The sequence below is a fragment of the Plantactinospora sp. WMMB334 genome, assembly GCF_049179095.1.
Lineage (GTDB): Bacteria > Actinomycetota > Actinomycetes > Mycobacteriales > Micromonosporaceae > Plantactinospora.
Window position 1 is genome coordinate 6,667,645 of the sequence record NZ_JBMHME010000002.1, and the last position, 17,716, is coordinate 6,685,360.

The following is a 17,716-nucleotide window of genomic DNA, read 5'->3' on the forward strand; positions in this document are numbered from 1 at the left end:
CAGCGGACAGGCACACTGTCGCCGATTCCTGCCAAAAACAGCCCGGCCCCCAGCAGTGAGCGCGGGCAGGCGCCGCAGCGGTCCGCGGTCCGCGCGAGCCGTCTCTGCGGCGGGTGAGGCGTCCGGCTCGGTCGAGCAGGAAAACGCCGCGTTGCGGCGCCGGGTGCGGGAGTTGAAAGAGGAACGCGACATCCTGCGCAAGGCGGCCCGGTATTTCGCCGGAGAGACGCGCTGGTGAACCGCTTCCAGTTCGTCGCCGACCACCAGGCACGCTACGGAGTGAAGCGGTTGTGCCGAATCCTGAACATCGTCCGGTCCAGCTTCTACTACTGGAAGGCCACCGCCGCCGGCCAGGCCGCCCGCGACGCCGCGGCGGCTCTGGCGGTACGGATCCGCGTCGTGCACCCCCGTCGTGATCGTCCATCACGATGAAGCCGGCAGTAAGACCGGCACGCTCGCTGACTGAGTCCGCCGCGCAGTGAAGCCGCCCGCCGTATGCATCCGCTGCTACCCGTCGGCAAGCAGCGGCACCCGTGGTTCCGCAATCCCACCCGCCGATCTCTTCAAGTGCACGTCAGGGCCGTCAACGACCATTGGCCCGGTCGAGCAGGAGGATGCCAGCTACTCCCTCCGTGGTCTCAAGATCACCGGCGACGATGCGGGTAGCTCTCGCACGCCATGTTAAACGCCCGTCTCGCGCCCAGAAAGAAACCCGTCCAGCACCCAATTAGAGGCCCGGTTCGCGCCCCGCCAAACGCCCATTTGACGGCCTTCCATCCCTAGCTGATCTCGTGTTTGGTTGTGTACGGCATCGGACCGTCGGCGATTCCTGGAGATCCACCAGATTGGGCGCGGCGGTTCGGCGTATTCCCTGCCTTGCCGCCGGATGAAAGCTCGCCGTCCGGCTATCAACTGTGTGCCCGGAAGGATCCAGAAAATGCCAACAGCAGTGCTGGCCAGGGAGCCATCGATTCACCGACGGAGTCGCCCGAGCTATCCATCCGCCGGCGTCATAACGCCGGGGTTCACTCGCCGCGCATTCGCGAAGGCCTCGCTACTCGCTGGTGCCGGTCTCGCCTCGGGCGTCCCCTTGCTGTCCTCAGGTTGTAGCAGTTCCGGTGGCACGTCGGGGCCCAGGGGTGGAGTCGATAAGGTCCGGTTCGTTACGACGTTTGGCACCCAGGGACGGGACGCCTACGCGTTTGTGGCGAACGCGAAGGGCTTCTTCGCGGAGGCTGGGCTTGAGGTGGAGATCGAGCCGGGTCGGGCGGGTGACTACAACCACACGGCGATCCGGTCTGGCAAGGCGCAATTCACGGTCGTAGATGCTGCCGGGGCGCTCGTCAGATACGGCAAGGCAGAGGACCCGGATACGACCTTCCAGATCGTCGGAGCGGTCCATCAGTCCACGCCGCTTTCCATTGTGTCCTTGCAGGAGGCGGGTATCACGACTCCCCGGAGTCTGGAGGGACGCACACTGGCGACCGTCAAGGGGGCGGCGCCGGCGGCGTTGTTCCCGGCCTACGCCCGGCTGGCGGGGATCGACGAGAAAAAGATCAGGTGGCAGTACGGGCAGGCGAGCGGACTCAACACGCTCCTGGCGAGTGGGCGGGTCGACGGGATCGGGATCTTCCTGTTCGGTAAGCCGGGTGTGGAAGATGCTGCGGCGAACCGGCCGGCGTCGGTGCTGCCGTACAGCGACTACCTGCGTGACCTGTTCGGCGGTGTGGTCGTCGTCCAGAAGGAGCTGGTCGCCAAGGACCCTGATCTGGTTCGGCGGTTCACCGCCGCGCTGTTCAAGGGCGCGGCGTACGCGGTGGATCATCCGGGGGAGGCGGGCGGGATCCTGGCGCAGGCAGTCCCGGGCCAGGACGCCAAGCTGGCCGCCGCTGAGCTCACGCTCATGCGCAACTACGTCATCCCGGCGTCCGGCGCACCGGTCGGCGCCATCGGGGAGGAGCGAATGGTGCGGGGCGTGGGGGTGCTCCAAGCGGCCGGGCTTCTGCCCGACGGGTCGGCAGCCAGCCTGGCCGGCCAGGTGGTCAACTTCGACATCGTCGGCGGTGGGGTCCGATGACGGCGATCCCGGATTCGCACCCCACCGCCGATCCGTACCCGATGAGCAATGCGGATGCTCATTCGCCCGACCACCACGCGGCGCTGGCCGAACTGCTCGATCCGGTCACCATGGCACGTCTGGCGGAGCTGGGCGACTCGATCGGCACCGACTGGATCGGCGCCACGTGCGCCGATGTCGGCTCCGGCGGCGGCAGCATCGCCATGCGGCTCGCCGACCAGGTCGGGGACGACGGTCGCGTGTACGCGATCGACACGGATCCAGACCAGATCCCCGACCACCCGCGTCTCGTCCGGGTCCAGCACGACATCCGTAGCGGCGCCCCACTGCCCGGCGACTTCTACGACCTGATCGTTGCCCGACTCGTTCTGAGCCACCTGCCGGAGCGTGAAGCCATCCTCCACCGCCTGGTGGACGGCCTCGCGTACGACGGAACCCTCATGGTCGCGGACTGGGCGCCGTTGCGTGACCGCCAAGAGATCATCGTGGCCGCTCCCAGTGAGAACGCCGCCGACCTCTACGCGACCTATCAGCGGACCGTGGGAGAAGTGGTCTTCGACGCGGCCGGCACTGACCGCGGCTGGGCTCGGCGGATACACACCGTGATGGTGTCCGCGGGCCTGGTGGATGTGCAGACGCACTTCAGCGGCGAGTACTGGACCGGCGGTAGCGCCGGGACCCGGTTCGTCGCAGCAATCGTCAAACAAGTCCGCCCCCGCCTGCTCGCTGCCGGCATGACCGACCTACAACTCAACAACCTGCTGGCGCTCCTGCACGATCCCGGCCTGGTGATACACGGTCATCCGCTGTACATCACGAGTGGGCGGCGTCCGGGGTGACCGCAGCCCGGTGGGCGGGCGCGATCCGGATCGGATGAGCGCTCGCCCACCGGCGCTGCAGTGTGACCGGTAGGCCGTCGAGGACGTGGGTACTCATGAGATTGATCAAGACGACGCTGGGTGAGAAGCGCCCGAAGTGTTCGGCGGGAGTCTTGCTGGGCAGGTTTTTGCCTGTTGGCGCGCTGGCTGGCATGGTCGGCTGCTGGTGGCTGGCTACCGCGATGTTCGCGGTCGACCCGTTCTTTGTGCCGTCCCCGATCGACGTCGCTGACGCGTTCTTCGCCGCACCCGGCTATCTGCTCCAGGAGACTGCGGCGACTGCCGGCATCACCCTCGCTGGGTTCGGCTTGGCCACAGCGTCGGGGCTAATCGTGGCTGCTCTGATCGCCACGTCGAGGACGGTCGAGCGAGCGGTCATGCCAATCCTCGTGGCGCTCCATTCGGTGCCTAAGGTGTCCGTTGCTCCGCTGCTGGTCGTCTGGCTGGGGTTCGGGGCGCAGCCAAAGATTGCGATGGTCATGGTAATCAGCTTCTTCCCGATCATGTTGGCTGCGGCGGCGGGCTTAACATCCACTCCAAGGGAGTTGGCCGAGCTTGCGCACTCCCTGTCCGCCTCCCGCTGGCAGAAATTCGTGAAGATTCGTTTCCCGTGGGCGTTGCCGCAGTTCCTCGTCGGACTCAAAGCCGGAGTCACGCTGGCGGTAATCGGAGCCGTGGTGGCCGAGTTGGCCAGCTCGAACAGTGGGCTGGGAACTGTCATTCTCACTGCTGGTACGACGGCGGACACCCCGACGGCGTTTGCCGCGATCAGCCTCCTAGCCCTGATGAGTACCAGCCTCTTCTTCGGCCTCGTCGCGATCGAGCGGTCGATGCTCGCATGGGCATCGGAAACCACCGCATAGACGTCCGCATGCCGTTTCCGTTCGCGCCACTTCAGCATTGGAAGGAGCAGGGCCGGGTGGACGCCTTGCGCATACGACCACGCCGCAGTCTGCAATCAGCGGTCTGGTACTACCAGGACCCGGCGACCGATCGGTGGGTGACCGTGGTCGGCGTCTGTCCCCAAGGCGAGATGGTCTACTACCTGAGCCTGCGCACCATCGCTCGTCGCGGCAGGGTCGGCCGGTCGCAAATCCACTACGAGGGATTGTTCGTGCCCCCGTCGGAGTCGGAGAAGAAGACGGCGCCCCGCCCGGGTGATATGGAGCTGGCTGAGCAGATCAGTCAGTGGCAGGTGCTCAGCATCGCGCGGGCCGGGGTCTTGGGCTGGGTCGACGCGCGAGAAGGGTTACGTCCCGAGGCGGACTGGTGTCCGCACACGGTCACTGTCTCGGAGCTGGTGAACCTTACCGGCCTGCGCTGGGCTGACGCGCACGTCCGCCGGGAACTAGAACGCCTGGACTGGCCGGACGGCAGCCGCCGACGCCCAGCGATGCACCGCTGGCGTGAAGCGAACATGGCTCGTCTGGCGACCCGGCAGGGGAGGACCACTCCGCTGCGCAACCATCCCGCACTGCTGACGTACCGGTCCGCCAACGCTCTGCAGGCGGTCGGCGAAGACGCTCAACACACCGTCCTGCTGTGGGGTCCGGAGGTGATGCCCCGAATCGCGATGGGCCTCGCCGACCTCGGCTACATCCGTCGAGGGCAGGAGTGGCTCCAGGTCGGTCAGCTACCTCACCGGCCAACCGCCGCCGCGCACCTGCTGCTCGGCTGCGGCCCTCGCCACCCCTCTGTCCTGCCGCTGGCCTCACCACCACAGCGGCACTGATGTCCCCATGACCAGATTCGGCCGGTGCCTCATCCCGCCCGGCACCGCCGACCGGTCGCCGACGGGCCGCCAGCTCCGGGATACCCGTCGCGGTACTGCCACGCACTACCGCAGAGCGAGCGGACTGCACGCTCCTTGATGACGGTTCGGGCGGCTGCATGGCACACCGGTGGCAGACGCCAGTGCCGCCAGCGGTGGTTCCGACCGACCGAATAGCCCGCTCCCGCCGAAGCCTCTGCCCTGCGACAAACCAGCGGGGTCCCAGGGCAGGGCGCTCCTCACGGAGCGCATTCAACCCGCTGAATCACCTCAGAAAGGTGCACTTTGTACCGCATGATTCGGAGCGTCGTCGCTGCGGCGATGCTCCTCGGCCTCCTCGGTGCTGCCGCACCAGCAGCAGCCGAGACCGGCAAGCCGACCATCGACGGGCCGACGGTCACGTACCGTCCCTTCCCACCCCCTCCGGGTGGAGGGACCACCCCCGGCGGCCCGCCCGGCCACCCCATCACCCCGATGATCGTCGGCGGTCAACCCGTACCGCTGCCGACCCCGTACCCGGCCACAGCAAGTCTCCAGATCCACAACGTGGCCCACGACCCGCATTGGCACACCTGCGGCGCCTATGTCGTCAACATCGGTCCTCGGCGCGATGTGGTCGCCACCGCCGCGCACTGCGTCACCGAGTACAACTCGACGACGATCAAGGATCCGAAACTGTTCCGCTTGCGTATCGGCTCGGCCGACCAGTCAACCGGCGGTGTCGTCGCGTACGTCACAGCGATCGCCACGTACAAGGACTGGGACTGGGGCATGACCCCCGACGTCGGCAGGGACGGCGACATCGCCCTCCTGCGCCTGGACCGAAGCGTGCCCGTCAACGGCTTCCCGATCCTGCCCCGCGCCAACCGGCATGACCCGGTGAAGCTCGTCGGCTGGGGACTCACGTCGGTCGACGGGACGGCCACGCCAACGCACCTCCAGGAGATGGACGTCGTGCTCCTCAAGCCCAGCGAGTGTGCGGCGGGCGCCATCACCGCCGGCGAGCTGTGCCTCGACAGCCCGGCCGGCACCGGCGTGTGGCTCGGCGACTCCGGTGGCCCCGCCCTGCAACGCATCCGCGGGCGCTGGTTTGCAGTCGGGATCGCCAGCCGCACAGTCAGCCCGGGACCAGGCCGAACCATCTACACCGACGTGGGCGCCTACCTGTACTGGATTTTGAGGACGGTCGCCAACGACTGGGCAGACGGTCGTCACGCCGTGCCCGAGCAGAACCTGACCTCCTGAACACCCGTGCGGCCCGGCCCAACCCTGTGGTCGGGCCGGGCCGTACGGCTCAACTGATCTACCCCGCAGGGGTGGCCGGGGCGGCGATCTGCCCGGCACCCACGACATCCGACGCTTCTTGCGGGGTCTCCAAATCTGAGTGCGACGAGTCGGTTCCGCACCCAAACCGATCACGAAGACGCCCAGCGAGTGCACAACCCCTGTCCCCCGCAAGACCTACACCCGACCGGCCGGATATGGAGAGTAGATGACCACCCCTACACTCGGCCCGATCCGCCGATTACGGCCAGCGCCCTTACGGGGAGCATGATCTCCTGCCCGTCGCTGGCCAGCGGCCGGCCCGTCCACCCCCGGGGGTGGGCCGGCCGCACCCCTACAGCCGACAGTGTCGCCCCCCAGCAGGGCGATATCGGCAGCGCGGCCTCACGGCCGGTGAGCGCGGGCCGCCGGTTACACCCGCGCCGATGTAACAACGCTTGGCCGAGCGAACAGTCGCCGTCGCCGACGGCAACCTGATCGCCGACCGAGTCTCGCTGCCCGCAGCCGTAGTAGACGGAGAAACGATCTACATGGACACGAGAAAACCTGACCCAGAGGTCCGGGCCGACGCCAGCCCGCACGGAACCGTCCAGTCGATCGCTGAGATGCCGGTGTTCTCGCCGACTTGTTCTGGCCCCACTACTCCAGCGAATTCCGGACCCACTGCCTCAACTCCAGAAACTGAAGGCTCCACACCGATCTCGATGCCGCGCGGCGTCATCGTGGCCCCACGTCCCGTGCGACTTGCTGCCGAGAGCGCTGCCGCGCCGGTCTTCGACCGGCTTGCCATCGAGCCCTGTGCCCCGGCGCCGCCGTCCAGCAGGCGACACACCGACCGCGATCGTCGAGCTCCGGCTCAGCGGAGCTTCCTGGGCCGGCGGCAGGCTGTTCCAGGGATTGGGACGGGCGGGGCCAACTGGAGTTGGAGCGCCAATTGATGAAGTCCTCTGCGATGCAGGCGATGGGTCCAGAACTTCCTGGAGAGGTGGGGCCAGAACTACCCGGCGAAAACATGCCGGAGATCCTCGCCATCGCCAGTCTGTATCGAACCATCCAGTCGGTCGCCGAGGTGGCGGCCACCATTGGCCATGGCTATGACTACGTCCGTAGACGGCTCAAGCTGGCCGGGGTGGAGGTGCCCAGGCAGGGGGGCCGTCGTCTCAAGCACAGGCGGACAGCTCCCCCGGATGAGGACATCATCAGCCGTTACACCCAGAGGTTCCACACCCTGGATCGCATCGCCGATGACCTGCGTGTCTCGTCTTCCTACGTGCGCAGCCGGCTGGACACGGCCGGGATCCCTCGACGACCGCGCGGGTGGCGGCCTCCGCAGGAGGACCAACCACGAGCGAAGGACCAGGCCCGGCTGTGGCCTCGGGTGGCCCGCCGACAAAACGATCGGATGAATGGGGGCACAGCTGTGGATTCTGAGTCGAGCGCCGTGGTGGTGGGGATCGGTGCTTTGAATGTCGACTGCGTGGTACCGGACCGAGCAGCCGGGCGGGTGTCTCCGCTGTTGGCAGGGATGAACGCGGTGATCGGATCTCCGACGGCGCCGGGTACGGAGCGGCGGGTCAGCGCCAGCGTCATCCGGACCGCGATCGAGATCGCCGATCCTCTGCGTAGACATGCCCGGCCCGGCGGATCCGCCTACAACGCGCTGGTCGCTCTCGCCGCGTGCCGTCTGGGGCTGCGACTCGGATATGTCGGGGTGGCGGGCGCGTCACCAGCCCGGGTCAACCACACGCGGCAGCTCGCGGGCCTGGGGGTGGACCACCGCTTCGTCATGGAGCGACGCGAGCTGGCCGGTATCTGTCTGGCCATCACCACAGGTGGTGACCGGACGCTGATCACTCACGAGGGCGCCAACATCTACATGTCTGACCACATCGACGAACATCGAGCGGCGATTGTCGACTATTTGGCGGGCGCCGCCGTCGTTCACGTCACCTCGTTCCTCGACGAGAAGGCTGCCGAGCGTCTGCTGGGCGTGCTGCGAGCGGCGCGGCGCCGTAACAGGCGCTTGCGTATTTGTGTCGATCCTGGCCACGTGTGGAGTACCTCCACCCAGCGGGCCGTCGTCGGCATCCTTCGACTCGCCGACTACCTCATACTCACCGGCGTCGAGATGCGTGCCCTGGGCCGCTCGCAGGACCGTGGCGGAGCGGTCGTCGACCGACTCCTGCACCGGATGCCCGCCGGCGCGGTGGTCATCGTCAAGAGCCCGTCCGGGGCCACCGTCTACCGACTGCGAGACGACCGGCTGACCCGCACGGCCCACAGGCATATACCGCTGCAGCCGGAAGATGTCGCCGACAGCGTCGGCGCTGGCGACATCCTCGCCGCAGGAGTGTTGGCGGCAGCGGCCCGGGGACCTGAGCGCGTCAACGAGGGCGTACGGATGGGTATGGCACTGGCCCGTCACGCCATTCAACATCCCGGCCGGTCCGGGTTCTCCCACTTCCCAGCCATGGCCGAGCACGCCATAGCCGAGTGGGCGGCGCAGCACCGGCCGGACAGGACTCATTCCGATGCGGGTTAGCCCACCGAGGCGGCGATGCAGACCACGCGAGGTCGCTGCCGTTGTGGTCGTCGCAGGGATTCTTATCGACGGCCCAGATCCTGTCACTTCCGACGTAGAGACGTTGCAGCAATCGCGCCGATATCCCGGCGCCCCCGCTCCGCTACCCGGGCCGACGTCGACCGCCCAGATACCCGGTATGCAGCTCCTTCCGATCGCGGACCGGTTCGCGGGACCGGTCTACTTGGCCGGCCTAGAGCTGTACCGTCCGTGCCTACCTCCGGCGGATCAACGACCACCACCATTCGGCGTCATCTTGCACCGGTTAGCGGTCTGCCCGCTCACGACAACGCCTTTGACCGTCATTTGGAGGCAACCCCGGCATGGCCGATCTCTGGCTTAACCGAGCAAACACACCCGCGAATCGTCGTCACAGCCCGGATACCAGCACTGCCGGCCCACCTGATGACAGAGTGCTGACGGATCAACTTCGCCTAGGCGCGGAGCACCACGCGGTGAGACAACAGATGGTGCCGCTCCTGGTCGAGGACCGCCTGCCAACGTGGGTGAGGGTGCTCAGCCAGTTGGCAATCGCGTTCACGCTCGGCGGGATAGCCCTGACGTCAGTGGTTGCGGCAGCGGTGTTTCCGATGGCCAGTGATCCCTGCTCTTCCGATGCCTCCGCGTTCATCTGCACCCCCCAAGGGCAGCACATCGCGGCTGCGGCCCCGTTCTACGGCGGCTTGACCGGCACAGGAGTAATCGCCATCGCCATCTACATCGGACCCCGGCGATACCGCCCGCTCTGGGCTGCGGTCGGCTTCACCATCGCGGTCACCGGGTGGATGACCGGCTACGCCATCGCCGTAACGGCAGAATAACCGCCGGAGTCAACCACGTTCGCCGCCGCCCTAACTCCAGCGCGCGTTGCTGATCGGCGATACCGGAATTCGGTTACCCATCAGGATGGTAACAGCCAGGTGGGCTAGAGCACGACGAAATGACGACAACCCTACGGCTACCGCAAAGATTGGTACCGGAGGTCCCAAAATGGACCCCAGCTTTGTTAACCGAGAAGGGCCGTTAGCAGATGACTGAAGCCACGCAAGGCGATAAAGAAAGTTTACGAGAAGAGTTGAACGCTCCGGTCATGCTAGACGTGGTAGACGCACATGACGAGGTAGTCGGGCAGATCGCCGAAGCCGCACGCTCCCCACAGGATCTTATCCTGCGTTTCGCATTCGTGATGCTCGCCGATAGCTCGGGTCGGCTCCTGCTCCACATGCGCGCTGCAAGCAAGCCCGACTATCCACTTTTTTGGTCTGGCTCGGCGGCTGGTCATTTGACCAGCGGAGAGACGTACGTGACCGGGGGCGAACGGGAGACTTGGGAAGAGCTGGGCATAAGGGTCCGCCTGGAACTGCTGGGTAGGTTCTACTCACCGGAACGCCGACGGTGGGTCGGGGTCCTCTTTGGGTTTCACAATGGCCCGGTGACGATCGACAGACAGGAGATCGCCCGGACCGAATATTTCGATCCACAGCGGCTGGACAGGCTATGGGAAAGCCTGCCGATGACGACTTTCCTGCGCAGATCGCTGGCCCTAGTCCTGCCACGGCTCGAACAGCTGCGTACCTCGGGACAGCTGACGAATCCACCTGCTGATCTACACGAGTCTGACGCCATGGACACGGGCGTCAACCGACCAGCGTACCGGGCACACCTCGCCGCCCAGTGGGCCTCCTACGCCGCCGGCCGCCTAGCGCAGACGATCGGTTCGAAACGCCTCGTCGAACTGCTCACGGACGCGGCGGCAAACCTGCGGGCGGCGCACGAGCTGCTGACCGACACGCCGGGGCACACCGATAATCTCGCCCTGGACTGGCACGGTAAGCCCCAGGACACCGCCTACCATTGCACGTGGAGCGCCGCCGTGCTCGCCCAATGCCTGGTCGACCCGAAGGGGTTCCTTGCGAACAGTGCGCCTCGGCGCCACCAGCACGCGACCGTGCTCGCCGCGCTGGCCGTACAGGGCCTTCAGGACGCGCTGAGGGAGTTCCCGCCTGGCCCCGGCAGCCCTGCCAGTCGGCAAGAGTCGCCCAAGTGGCTGCGACCCTCATCGACGCCATCGGGTGCCACCTCCGGAACGGGTGACGGGATCAATGCACTGTCCGACAGCGCCGAGCGAGGCGGCCCACCGCTGACTTTCCTACGCCTGGTGGAAGGCACCGTGATGGCGGTCGCCGATAACGAGATCTACACCCTGCCGGTGCTGGTGCATGTCGATCTGAACGAGCGAGAGGTTGACGCCATCGCGACCGGGGTGCAGGTCGTCCGCTGCCAAGACGGCAGCAATGCCGTGCTGATCTCCGCCGTACCCGACCAACACGAGCAGTGATCCGCGTCTGGGCAGCTCAACACCTCCTGGCCGGGGAAGAACTATCGGAGGGCTACACCCATGTCCGAGTACCGCCAGACGCCGTCGTGCACAGCACCGGCGCCCGGCGCCATCTTGGCCGCGAGCTTCCACGCCACTGTCAAGCCCCGAGTTTGACGAAGTGACTCACGTCCTGACTTGCGGGGCCGGCGGGTCAAAGTCTCGTCGCCTACCCGGCAGTACCCACTGGCCGAAGATAGGGTGTGCTGTTAGCTTGCGGGCGGGTGGGGTGTCGTCAGGTAGGACTCCAGTTGGTCGATATCGACCAGTCCGTAGTGCCCGTTGTCGGTCCACGCAGGCAACTCCAGGCCCAGATGTCCAGCCGTTCGGGCATTGTTGATCACGGCACGTATACCAGCGGCATGTCGCTCGGCGAGGGAACGCAGAGCCGGACCGGCGTCGCCCATTCCGGCGAGATAGCATCGGGCAAGTGGCGTAAGCGCAATCGCGTGTGCACCAAGGAAGGCGGCAAACTCCCGAGAGCCAACGTCAGCAGCGCAGGCGGCATCGCTGCGGTTCGGCCAGGGCACGCCAATGTGTTGGAACAAGGCGGCGACGACGCTGCCCAGGTCGGCGTCGGCCGTGCGATGAGGGCGCATCGACCACCCAACGCCGACCGGTACCGGGCTCCACCTTTCGCATCGGCGTTGGTTCATCGTCGCCACGAGGATCCGCCGTAAATCGACCACGCGCCCGTCACTGTTTCGGACCGCTTCGGTACGGGGAATCAACAGGGTCCCGGTGAACCGCATTCGCGCGCGGGTAGAATCCTCTGCCAGCATCTGAATCGTGGTCTCGGCACCGAACCGGGCTGCGTCCAGCGAGGCTTCCGTGTCGCTGCTGTGACAGCGGAAGGTCTCGTCGCCGTCTTTCCACCCGACCCGCCACCGGTAGAGGTGGCGCGACCGGGCCTTGGCGGCGAACATCGCGCGTGCATGTTCTGTGTCTAGATGGTTGTCCAGGACGTTGATGTGCGCCTCGAGCGGTCGGGGAGCGCCGGATACGGGGACCTCGGCGGTCAGTCCGTCGTTTCCCCACGCCAACCACTGCAACGACGTCGGTTGCCACTCACTCGCGCGCAGTACGGCATCCCCGATGCCAGCCAGATGCAAGCGCATAGCGAACCGGAGCACCGCCACATCATCCGGCCCCCACTCGGTCCAGACGCACGACTCCAGAACGTCCAGCCGATGTTCATGAGTTTGGTCTCCAGACTGCCGCCGCGACCACCTCAGCAGCGCGGCCCGCAGGGCGGTAGCCCTATCGATTGCAAGCTCGCCAGCGACGATCCGTAGATCGTGAGGGCCCAACCGGGCGAGCATGACGTCGATGAAAGCCACGGCATCCACGATCGATTCCGGCAGCGGCGGGATTGTCCGGGCACGACGGCGTGGGGTAACCTCGGCGGCATCGGAGAGATCGGCGGCGGTGGTCAACGCTCCAACTGGCACCTGGTCGACGCGCTCCAGCAATCGTTGCAGCAACGCCCGACCTGACATACCTGACGGCGGGAACCCGCCCACAAAGCGGCAGGCCGCGTCCATCACCTGGTCGGGTCCCACGCGGAATGTACGAGCAGCACGTTTGATCCTCCGGCCGGCAGGCACCGTCGATGAGTCGCTCACGTCTTTGTCCAATCAGTATCGCCGACGCAGCCAACGCCTTGCGTGCTCACCGCCGCGCCGCCCAGCGCGAACGGTCGGCAGGGCGAAGTCGACGCCTCTTGGTAGCAGCTTGTCCTTGCCAGTCCAGAAACGCGCTGGTAGCCCCTCGGCGGCCGACCCGGCTTCGGTCCGCGCGCCACTCACTGCGCCAACCAGCCGCTCCGTCCCGGCACCCGTGGTGGCGCTGGTCCACCTGCGCGGCGTCCCGAGCACCACTGGCCGCGCCGCCGCGATCCTCCAGCACGTGCTCGACATGCCTGCCCCGGCCGTCGTGATGCCGCTCGACTCCCCCCCCACGTCACCACCGCCTGCCTCGCCACCAATGTCGGCATTCTACGAGGAACGGGGACGCGGCGCATGTCAATCCCCTGGAATCGTGGAGGACTCGGTTATGCGGCCTGGCTCTCCAGGACGCGGGTGGTTGATCGTTCGTAGTCGATTGGTGAGCGTCCGTCGCAGACGGAATGGCGGCGTCGGCGGTTGTAGAAGTCGGTGATCCAGGTGGCGACCTTCAGCCGGGCCTCGGTACGGGTGCGGAAGTGACGGCGGTGGACGTACTCGACCTTGATGGTGGAGAAGGTGGCCTCGGCGACGGCGTTGTCGAAGCACGAGCCGACCCGGCCCATCGACTGGCGTACCTTCCACCGGGCGCAGGCCCGGGCGAAGTCGGCCGAGCAGTATTCGCTGCCCCTGTCGCTGTGGAAGATCACCCCGTCGACGTTGCCGCCGCGGGTGACCGCGGCCATGTTCAACGCGGCGACGGCCAGGCCGGCGTCGTGCCGGTCGCCCATGGCGTAGCCGAGGATGTGCCGGGAGTACAGGTCGATGACGGTCTAAGTTACGTGGAATCTGCTGTTATGTGGAATCTGTCTGGTGGCTGACTCTTGCCTCACGGCTGGGGTGGTGGCGGCGTTGAGCGACCGTGGAGTTGGTGGAGCGGTGGCCGGTACTCGACCGGCATGAGATGGCCGCGGTGTGGCTGCAGGTCTGGGTCGATCTGGGTCGGGCGGCGCGCACCATCGACGCGTACGGGCGCGGGCTGGCCGAGTACCTGGAGATGTGTGAGCGGCTTGGCGTCGATCCGCTGACGGCGGGTCGGGCGGACGTGGCGGTCTACGTGCGTGAGCTGACGCGGCGGCCGGGCCGTCTCGGCGTCAACGTGGTGTCGATCGAGTCGGGCGCTGGGCTGGCGAACGCGACGATCCAGCAGCGGCTGGTGCCGGTGCGGCTGTTCTACGACTTCCTGATGGAGGAAGGAGTGCGCCAGTCGAACCCGGTCGGGCGTGGCCGGTATACGGCGGGCCGCACGTTCGGCGGTGGGCAGCGGGGTCTGGTGCCGCGGTTGACGAAGCTGCCGTGGATTCCGACCGATGAACAGTGGCTGTCCATCTTGGACGTTGTGCGGAGCGAGTCGGCGCGCACCCGGGTGATGCTGGCGCTGGCCTACGACTGCGGTCTGCGCCGGGAGGAGCTGTGCTCGCTGCGCACCGACGATCTGGATCCAGGGCACCGGATGGTGCGGGTGCGGGCAGAGACGACCAAGAACAGGTTGGAACGGGTGGTGCCCTACTCGGCGGTGACCGGTGCGCTGTTGTCGGGGTATCTGGCCCACCGGGCGACGGTCAGCCGGATGCGCGGCGCGTTGTTCTTGTCCGAGTCGCGCCGCAATCATGGCCAGGCGCTGACGTTGTGGACGTGGTCGAAGGTCGTGCGGCGCATCGCGCTGGCCGCGCAGACGCCGCGGTTTTCCACCCACACCACGCGGCATCTGTGCCTGACTGACCTGGCTCGGATGGGCTGGGAGATCCATGCGATCGCCACTTTCGCGGGCCACCGCAGCACCGAGTCGACGATGCGCTATATCCACCTGTCCGGCCGGGACCTGTCCGCGCGGTTGGCCGCGTCGATGTCACAACTGCACGCGTGGCGGGTCGCTGCCCTCGCCGCGCTGGACGGGACCGGCCAATGAGCACCGCGCCGCTACGCCTTTCTACCGGCGGATCGTCTGCAGTAGACCACGCTGCTCTCGTTGAGGGTTCGGACGGATGGGACCGCCGGCCGCGGCTGTCCCCGGGTGAGGCCGCGGCGTTGGTCGCGCTGGACGCGAAGGCGTTGCGCCGCAACCGCTGCCGTGGCGTGCCCCGGCGCACTGCCCTGTCGTGGCGAGCGTTGTCGCGGCTGGTCGAACCTTTGGACGCCGCCTGCGCCGCCCTTCACGACGCTCACGGCGACCCGGTCCGGTTCGGCCGTGCCGGCCGGCAGGCCACCGCGATCGTGCTCGGCGGTTGCGCCACCGTGGGCCGGACGTGGTGGGGGTGGACCAGCTGGGACTGGGCCCGGCTGGTCGGCGCCAGCAGCCGGGCGTTCCGCGACGCGCAGCCACTACCGACCGAGGTCACGGTGCGCCCTTTCCTGCTCGCGCTGGGCTGGCTGCTGGGCGGGTTCACCGACTACCAGCACGTGGGCAACTTCAACCGGCTGCACTTGGCGCACCTGGTCTTCGGTGAGCAGCCGGTCGCCGCGGCGATGGAGTCGGTAAGCACGATCACGCAGGGGTGGGGCTACCGCAGCCAGACCGACTCCGAGGGCCGCTACCGGTTACCCGGGATCCTGGCCCAGGCTCTGCTGATCAACCGCAGCCCGCGGCTGGAGGACCTGACCACTGGGGCGTTCGCCGGCCTGCACACGCACCCGGCCAGCACCGGACGTCACCCGACCACGCTCTACACGCTGCAACGCGCGGTTGCCGGCCTCGGCCACTGCCAGCCTCCGGTGCGTCCCGGGTTCAACCACGCGCCGGGGTTGCCCGGCGTCCCGGCGGCCTGGGCGCAGGTTCTGCAACGCTGGTACGACACCTCGGCGCTGACACCCGACGTCCGCGCCAACATCCGCTGCAACATGGCCAAGACCGGACGGTGGCTGGCCGCCGAACATCCCGATGCGGTCGACCCACGCCGGTGGACCCGCGCCATCTGCGCTGCCTGGGTCGCCGCGGTGGACCGGATGACCGTCGGTGACTGGGTCGGCCGCCGCGACCACCTGCACGAGCGCATCGGCGCGCCGATCGCCCCGCGCACCAAGGCCCACATCCTGATGGGCACCCGCACCTTCTTCCGCGACCTGCAGGAGTGGGAGTGGATCCCCCGCAGGTTCGACCCAGCCCGCGCGCTCGCCGTCCCGCGCAGCGTCGCCGCCCTGATCGGCACCAACCCCCGCGTCATCGCCGACGACGTGTGGGCCAAGCTGCTGTGGGCCGGGCTCAACCTGCAGACCACCGACCTGCTCGGCACCGCCGCCGGCAGCTACTACCCGATCGAGCTGACCCGCGCACTGGCACTGACCTGGCTGTTCGCCGGCCTACGCAGCGACGAACTCACCCGGCTCCGCGTCGGCTGCATCCGCTGGCAGCACAACGGAACCCCCATCGCTGGCGACTCCCGCGACGTGCTCGCCGAGGACGCCGTCTGCCTACTCGACGTCCCCGTGCACAAGACCGGCACCGCGTTCACCAAGCCCGTCGACCCGATCGTCGGCCAGGCCATCGACGCCTGGCAGAACATCCGACCCGTCCAACCCAAGCGGCACGACCGCAAGACCAGCGAACACGTCGACCTGCTGTTTTCCACCCGCGCCCACCCGGTCGCCAAGGAGTACATCAACCGCACCCTCATCCCGACGCTATGTGCCAAGGCGAACGTGCCCACCAGCGACGTCCGCGGCACCATCACCAGCCACCGGGCCCGCTCCACCATCGCCAGCCAGCTCTACAACGCCAAAGAACCGATGACCCTGTTCGAGCTGCAAGCCTGGCTGGGCCACCGCAGCCCGAACAGCACCCAGCACTACGCGAAGATCACCCCGGCCACCCTGACCAAGGCATACACCGAGGCCGGCTACTTCGCCCGAAACCTACGCACCATCGAAGTCCTCATCGACCGCGACGCCGTCACCACCGGCACCGCCACCACCGGAACACCTTGGCAGCACTACGACCTCGGCCACGGCTACTGCAGCTACACCTTCTTCGAACAATGCCCTCACCGCATGGCCTGCGCCCGCTGCGACTTCTACACCCCCAAGGACTCCACCAAGGCCCAGCTGCTGGAGGCCAAGACCAACCTGCAGCGCATGCGCGCCTCGATCCCACTCACCGACGACGAACGCGCCGCCGTCCACGACGGCCAGGCCGCCCTCGACACGCTCATCAGCCGACTCGCCGACACCCCAACCCCCGCCGGACCCACCGCACGCCAGCTCGGCATCCCCACCACCGCCACCCTGCTACCCATCCTCAGCGTCACCCACAGCCAGGCCATTGAAAATCACTGATTCCACAGAATGGCGAGGTAGAGCTTGCCCTCCTGCGTAGCGATCTCGGTCATGTCGCCGCACCAGGCCACGTCCGGCGCGGGCGCGGTGAACTGACGCTTGACCAGGTCCGGGGCGGCTGGCCGCTTGCCCTGTCGGGTCAGCCCACGCCGGCGCCGTTTCGCTCTGGCGACGAGGCCCAGATCAGCCATGAGCTGGGCGATCGTGTTGTCCGACACCCGCCAGCTCTGCTCGCGTAACTCGTCGCCGATGCGTGGGCTGCCGTAGGTGCCGCCTGAGGCGTCGAAGACGCGCCGGACCGCGTCCGTCAGCTTGGTCCTACGGCCCTGGCGGGGTGTCGGCCGACGGTCGCGCCACTTGTAGAACCACGACTCGGACACCCCCAGGGCCCGGCAGGCCACCGCGTGCGGCACGTCGTGCTCGGTCCTCTGGGAAGCGATGAAGGCGGCCACGCTCACCGGCCCGTCGCTTCCTTGACCCACAGGACCACGGATCGCTTGAGGACATCACGCTCCATCGCCAGCTCCGCGTTCTCCCGCCGCAACCGCGCCAACTCAGCCCGCTCGTCCTCCGCCAGCTGCCCGGCAGCGGCTTCGCCACGAGCGGCACGATCCTGCTGAACCCAGTTGGCCAGGGTGCCGCTGTTGATCCCCAGATCACGCGCTACCTGCGCGATCGACTTCCCGGTCTCCCGCACGATCCGGACCGCGCCAGCGCGGAACTCCGGATCGAACCGGCGTCTCGTCTCAGCCATG

At 67.4% G+C, this 17,716-nt stretch carries 16 protein-coding genes; 12 read left to right on the plus strand and 4 right to left on the minus strand.

The features are described 5' to 3' along the window. The first annotated feature begins 55 nt into the window (after nucleotides 1-55). From ACN27G_RS28765 to ACN27G_RS28810, 10 genes are all read left to right on the plus strand, one after another. Nucleotides 56-238 (plus strand): hypothetical protein, encoded by a 183-nt coding sequence (locus ACN27G_RS28765; RefSeq protein ID WP_421495853.1) that lies wholly within the window; start codon nucleotides 56-58, stop codon nucleotides 236-238. Further along, entirely contained in the window at nucleotides 235-432 is a 198-nt protein-coding gene (locus ACN27G_RS28770) for a transposase (RefSeq protein WP_421495854.1), read from the plus strand. The genes ACN27G_RS28765 and ACN27G_RS28770 overlap by 4 nt, the downstream gene beginning before the upstream one ends. A gap of 772 nt (nucleotides 433-1,204) precedes the next feature. Continuing rightward, a complete protein-coding gene (locus ACN27G_RS28775) occupies nucleotides 1,205-2,077 on the plus strand; it encodes an ABC transporter substrate-binding protein (RefSeq protein WP_421495855.1) in 873 nt (290 codons plus the stop codon). Next, on the plus strand, nucleotides 2,074-2,916 hold the full coding sequence (locus ACN27G_RS28780) for a class I SAM-dependent methyltransferase (RefSeq protein ID WP_421495856.1): 843 nt from the start codon (nucleotides 2,074-2,076) through the stop codon (nucleotides 2,914-2,916). Before ACN27G_RS28775 ends, ACN27G_RS28780 begins: the two co-directional genes overlap by 4 nt. Nucleotides 2,917-3,011: 95 nt before the next feature. Next, a complete protein-coding gene (locus tag ACN27G_RS28785; protein ID WP_421495857.1) occupies nucleotides 3,012-3,818 on the plus strand; it encodes an ABC transporter permease in 807 nt (268 codons plus the stop codon). Beyond that, entirely contained in the window at nucleotides 3,794-4,687 is an 894-nt protein-coding gene (locus ACN27G_RS28790) for a hypothetical protein (RefSeq protein ID WP_421495858.1), read from the plus strand. Before ACN27G_RS28785 ends, ACN27G_RS28790 begins: the two co-directional genes overlap by 25 nt. 513 nt (nucleotides 4,688-5,200) lie before the next feature. Beyond that, nucleotides 5,201-5,971, plus strand: a complete 771-nt coding sequence (locus tag ACN27G_RS28795; protein ID WP_421495859.1) for a S1 family peptidase — start codon at nucleotides 5,201-5,203, stop codon at nucleotides 5,969-5,971. 1,051 nt (nucleotides 5,972-7,022) lie between these two features. Then, nucleotides 7,023-8,552, plus strand: a complete 1,530-nt coding sequence (locus ACN27G_RS28800) for a carbohydrate kinase family protein (RefSeq protein WP_421495860.1) — start codon at nucleotides 7,023-7,025, stop codon at nucleotides 8,550-8,552. A 362-nt stretch (nucleotides 8,553-8,914) separates the two neighbouring features. Next, entirely contained in the window at nucleotides 8,915-9,412 is a 498-nt protein-coding gene (locus ACN27G_RS28805) for a hypothetical protein (protein WP_421495861.1), read from the plus strand. Nucleotides 9,413-9,621: 209 nt separating this feature from the next. Next, nucleotides 9,622-10,929, plus strand: coding sequence for an NUDIX hydrolase (locus ACN27G_RS28810; RefSeq protein ID WP_421495862.1), 1,308 nt, complete (start codon nucleotides 9,622-9,624; stop codon nucleotides 10,927-10,929). A gap of 248 nt (nucleotides 10,930-11,177) precedes the next feature. On the opposite strand, the gene ACN27G_RS28815 is transcribed toward ACN27G_RS28810, so the two are convergent. Next, nucleotides 11,178-12,530 carry a hypothetical protein gene (locus ACN27G_RS28815; protein ID WP_421495863.1) on the minus strand — a complete coding sequence of 451 codons (1,353 nt, stop codon included), beginning with the start codon at nucleotides 12,528-12,530 and terminating at the stop codon, nucleotides 11,178-11,180. 491 nt (nucleotides 12,531-13,021) lie between these two features. Then, nucleotides 13,022-13,459, minus strand: coding sequence for a DDE-type integrase/transposase/recombinase (locus ACN27G_RS28820; RefSeq protein WP_421497492.1), 438 nt, complete (start codon nucleotides 13,457-13,459; stop codon nucleotides 13,022-13,024). A 95-nt stretch (nucleotides 13,460-13,554) separates the two neighbouring features. Between ACN27G_RS28820 and ACN27G_RS28825 the strand changes: the two genes are divergently transcribed. Both ACN27G_RS28825 and ACN27G_RS28830 read left to right on the plus strand, forming a co-directional pair. Beyond that, nucleotides 13,555-14,601 (plus strand): tyrosine-type recombinase/integrase, encoded by a 1,047-nt coding sequence (locus ACN27G_RS28825; RefSeq protein WP_421490902.1) that lies wholly within the window; start codon nucleotides 13,555-13,557, stop codon nucleotides 14,599-14,601. Between the two features lie 119 nt (nucleotides 14,602-14,720). Further along, a complete protein-coding gene (locus ACN27G_RS28830; protein WP_421490903.1) occupies nucleotides 14,721-16,961 on the plus strand; it encodes a tyrosine-type recombinase/integrase in 2,241 nt (746 codons plus the stop codon). On the opposite strand, the gene ACN27G_RS28835 is transcribed toward ACN27G_RS28830, so the two are convergent. Both ACN27G_RS28835 and ACN27G_RS28840 read right to left on the minus strand, forming a co-directional pair. After that, entirely contained in the window at nucleotides 16,955-17,419 is a 465-nt protein-coding gene (locus ACN27G_RS28835) for an IS3 family transposase (RefSeq protein WP_421495864.1), read from the minus strand. The genes ACN27G_RS28830 and ACN27G_RS28835 overlap by 7 nt on opposite strands. Then, nucleotides 17,416-17,715, minus strand: coding sequence for an IS3 family transposase (locus tag ACN27G_RS28840; protein ID WP_018829231.1), 300 nt, complete (start codon nucleotides 17,713-17,715; stop codon nucleotides 17,416-17,418). Before ACN27G_RS28840 ends, ACN27G_RS28835 begins: the two co-directional genes overlap by 4 nt. Nucleotide 17,716: the final 1 nt, after the last annotated feature.

Coding starts and splice junctions, on each gene's coding strand:
- ACN27G_RS28810 (WP_421495862.1), top strand. CDS start 9,622: ATGACTGAAGCCACGCAAGGCGATAAAGAAAGTTTACGAGAAGAGTTG.
- ACN27G_RS28840 (WP_018829231.1), bottom strand. CDS start 17,715: ATGGCTGAGACGAGACGCCGGTTCGATCCGGAGTTCCGCGCTGGCGCG.
- ACN27G_RS28805 (WP_421495861.1), top strand. CDS start 8,915: ATGGCCGATCTCTGGCTTAACCGAGCAAACACACCCGCGAATCGTCGT.
- ACN27G_RS28800 (WP_421495860.1), top strand. CDS start 7,023: ATGCCGGAGATCCTCGCCATCGCCAGTCTGTATCGAACCATCCAGTCG.
- ACN27G_RS28795 (WP_421495859.1), top strand. CDS start 5,201: ATGATCGTCGGCGGTCAACCCGTACCGCTGCCGACCCCGTACCCGGCC.
- ACN27G_RS28785 (WP_421495857.1), top strand. CDS start 3,012: ATGAGATTGATCAAGACGACGCTGGGTGAGAAGCGCCCGAAGTGTTCG.
- ACN27G_RS28780 (WP_421495856.1), top strand. CDS start 2,074: ATGACGGCGATCCCGGATTCGCACCCCACCGCCGATCCGTACCCGATG.
- ACN27G_RS28790 (WP_421495858.1), top strand. CDS start 3,794: ATGGGCATCGGAAACCACCGCATAGACGTCCGCATGCCGTTTCCGTTC.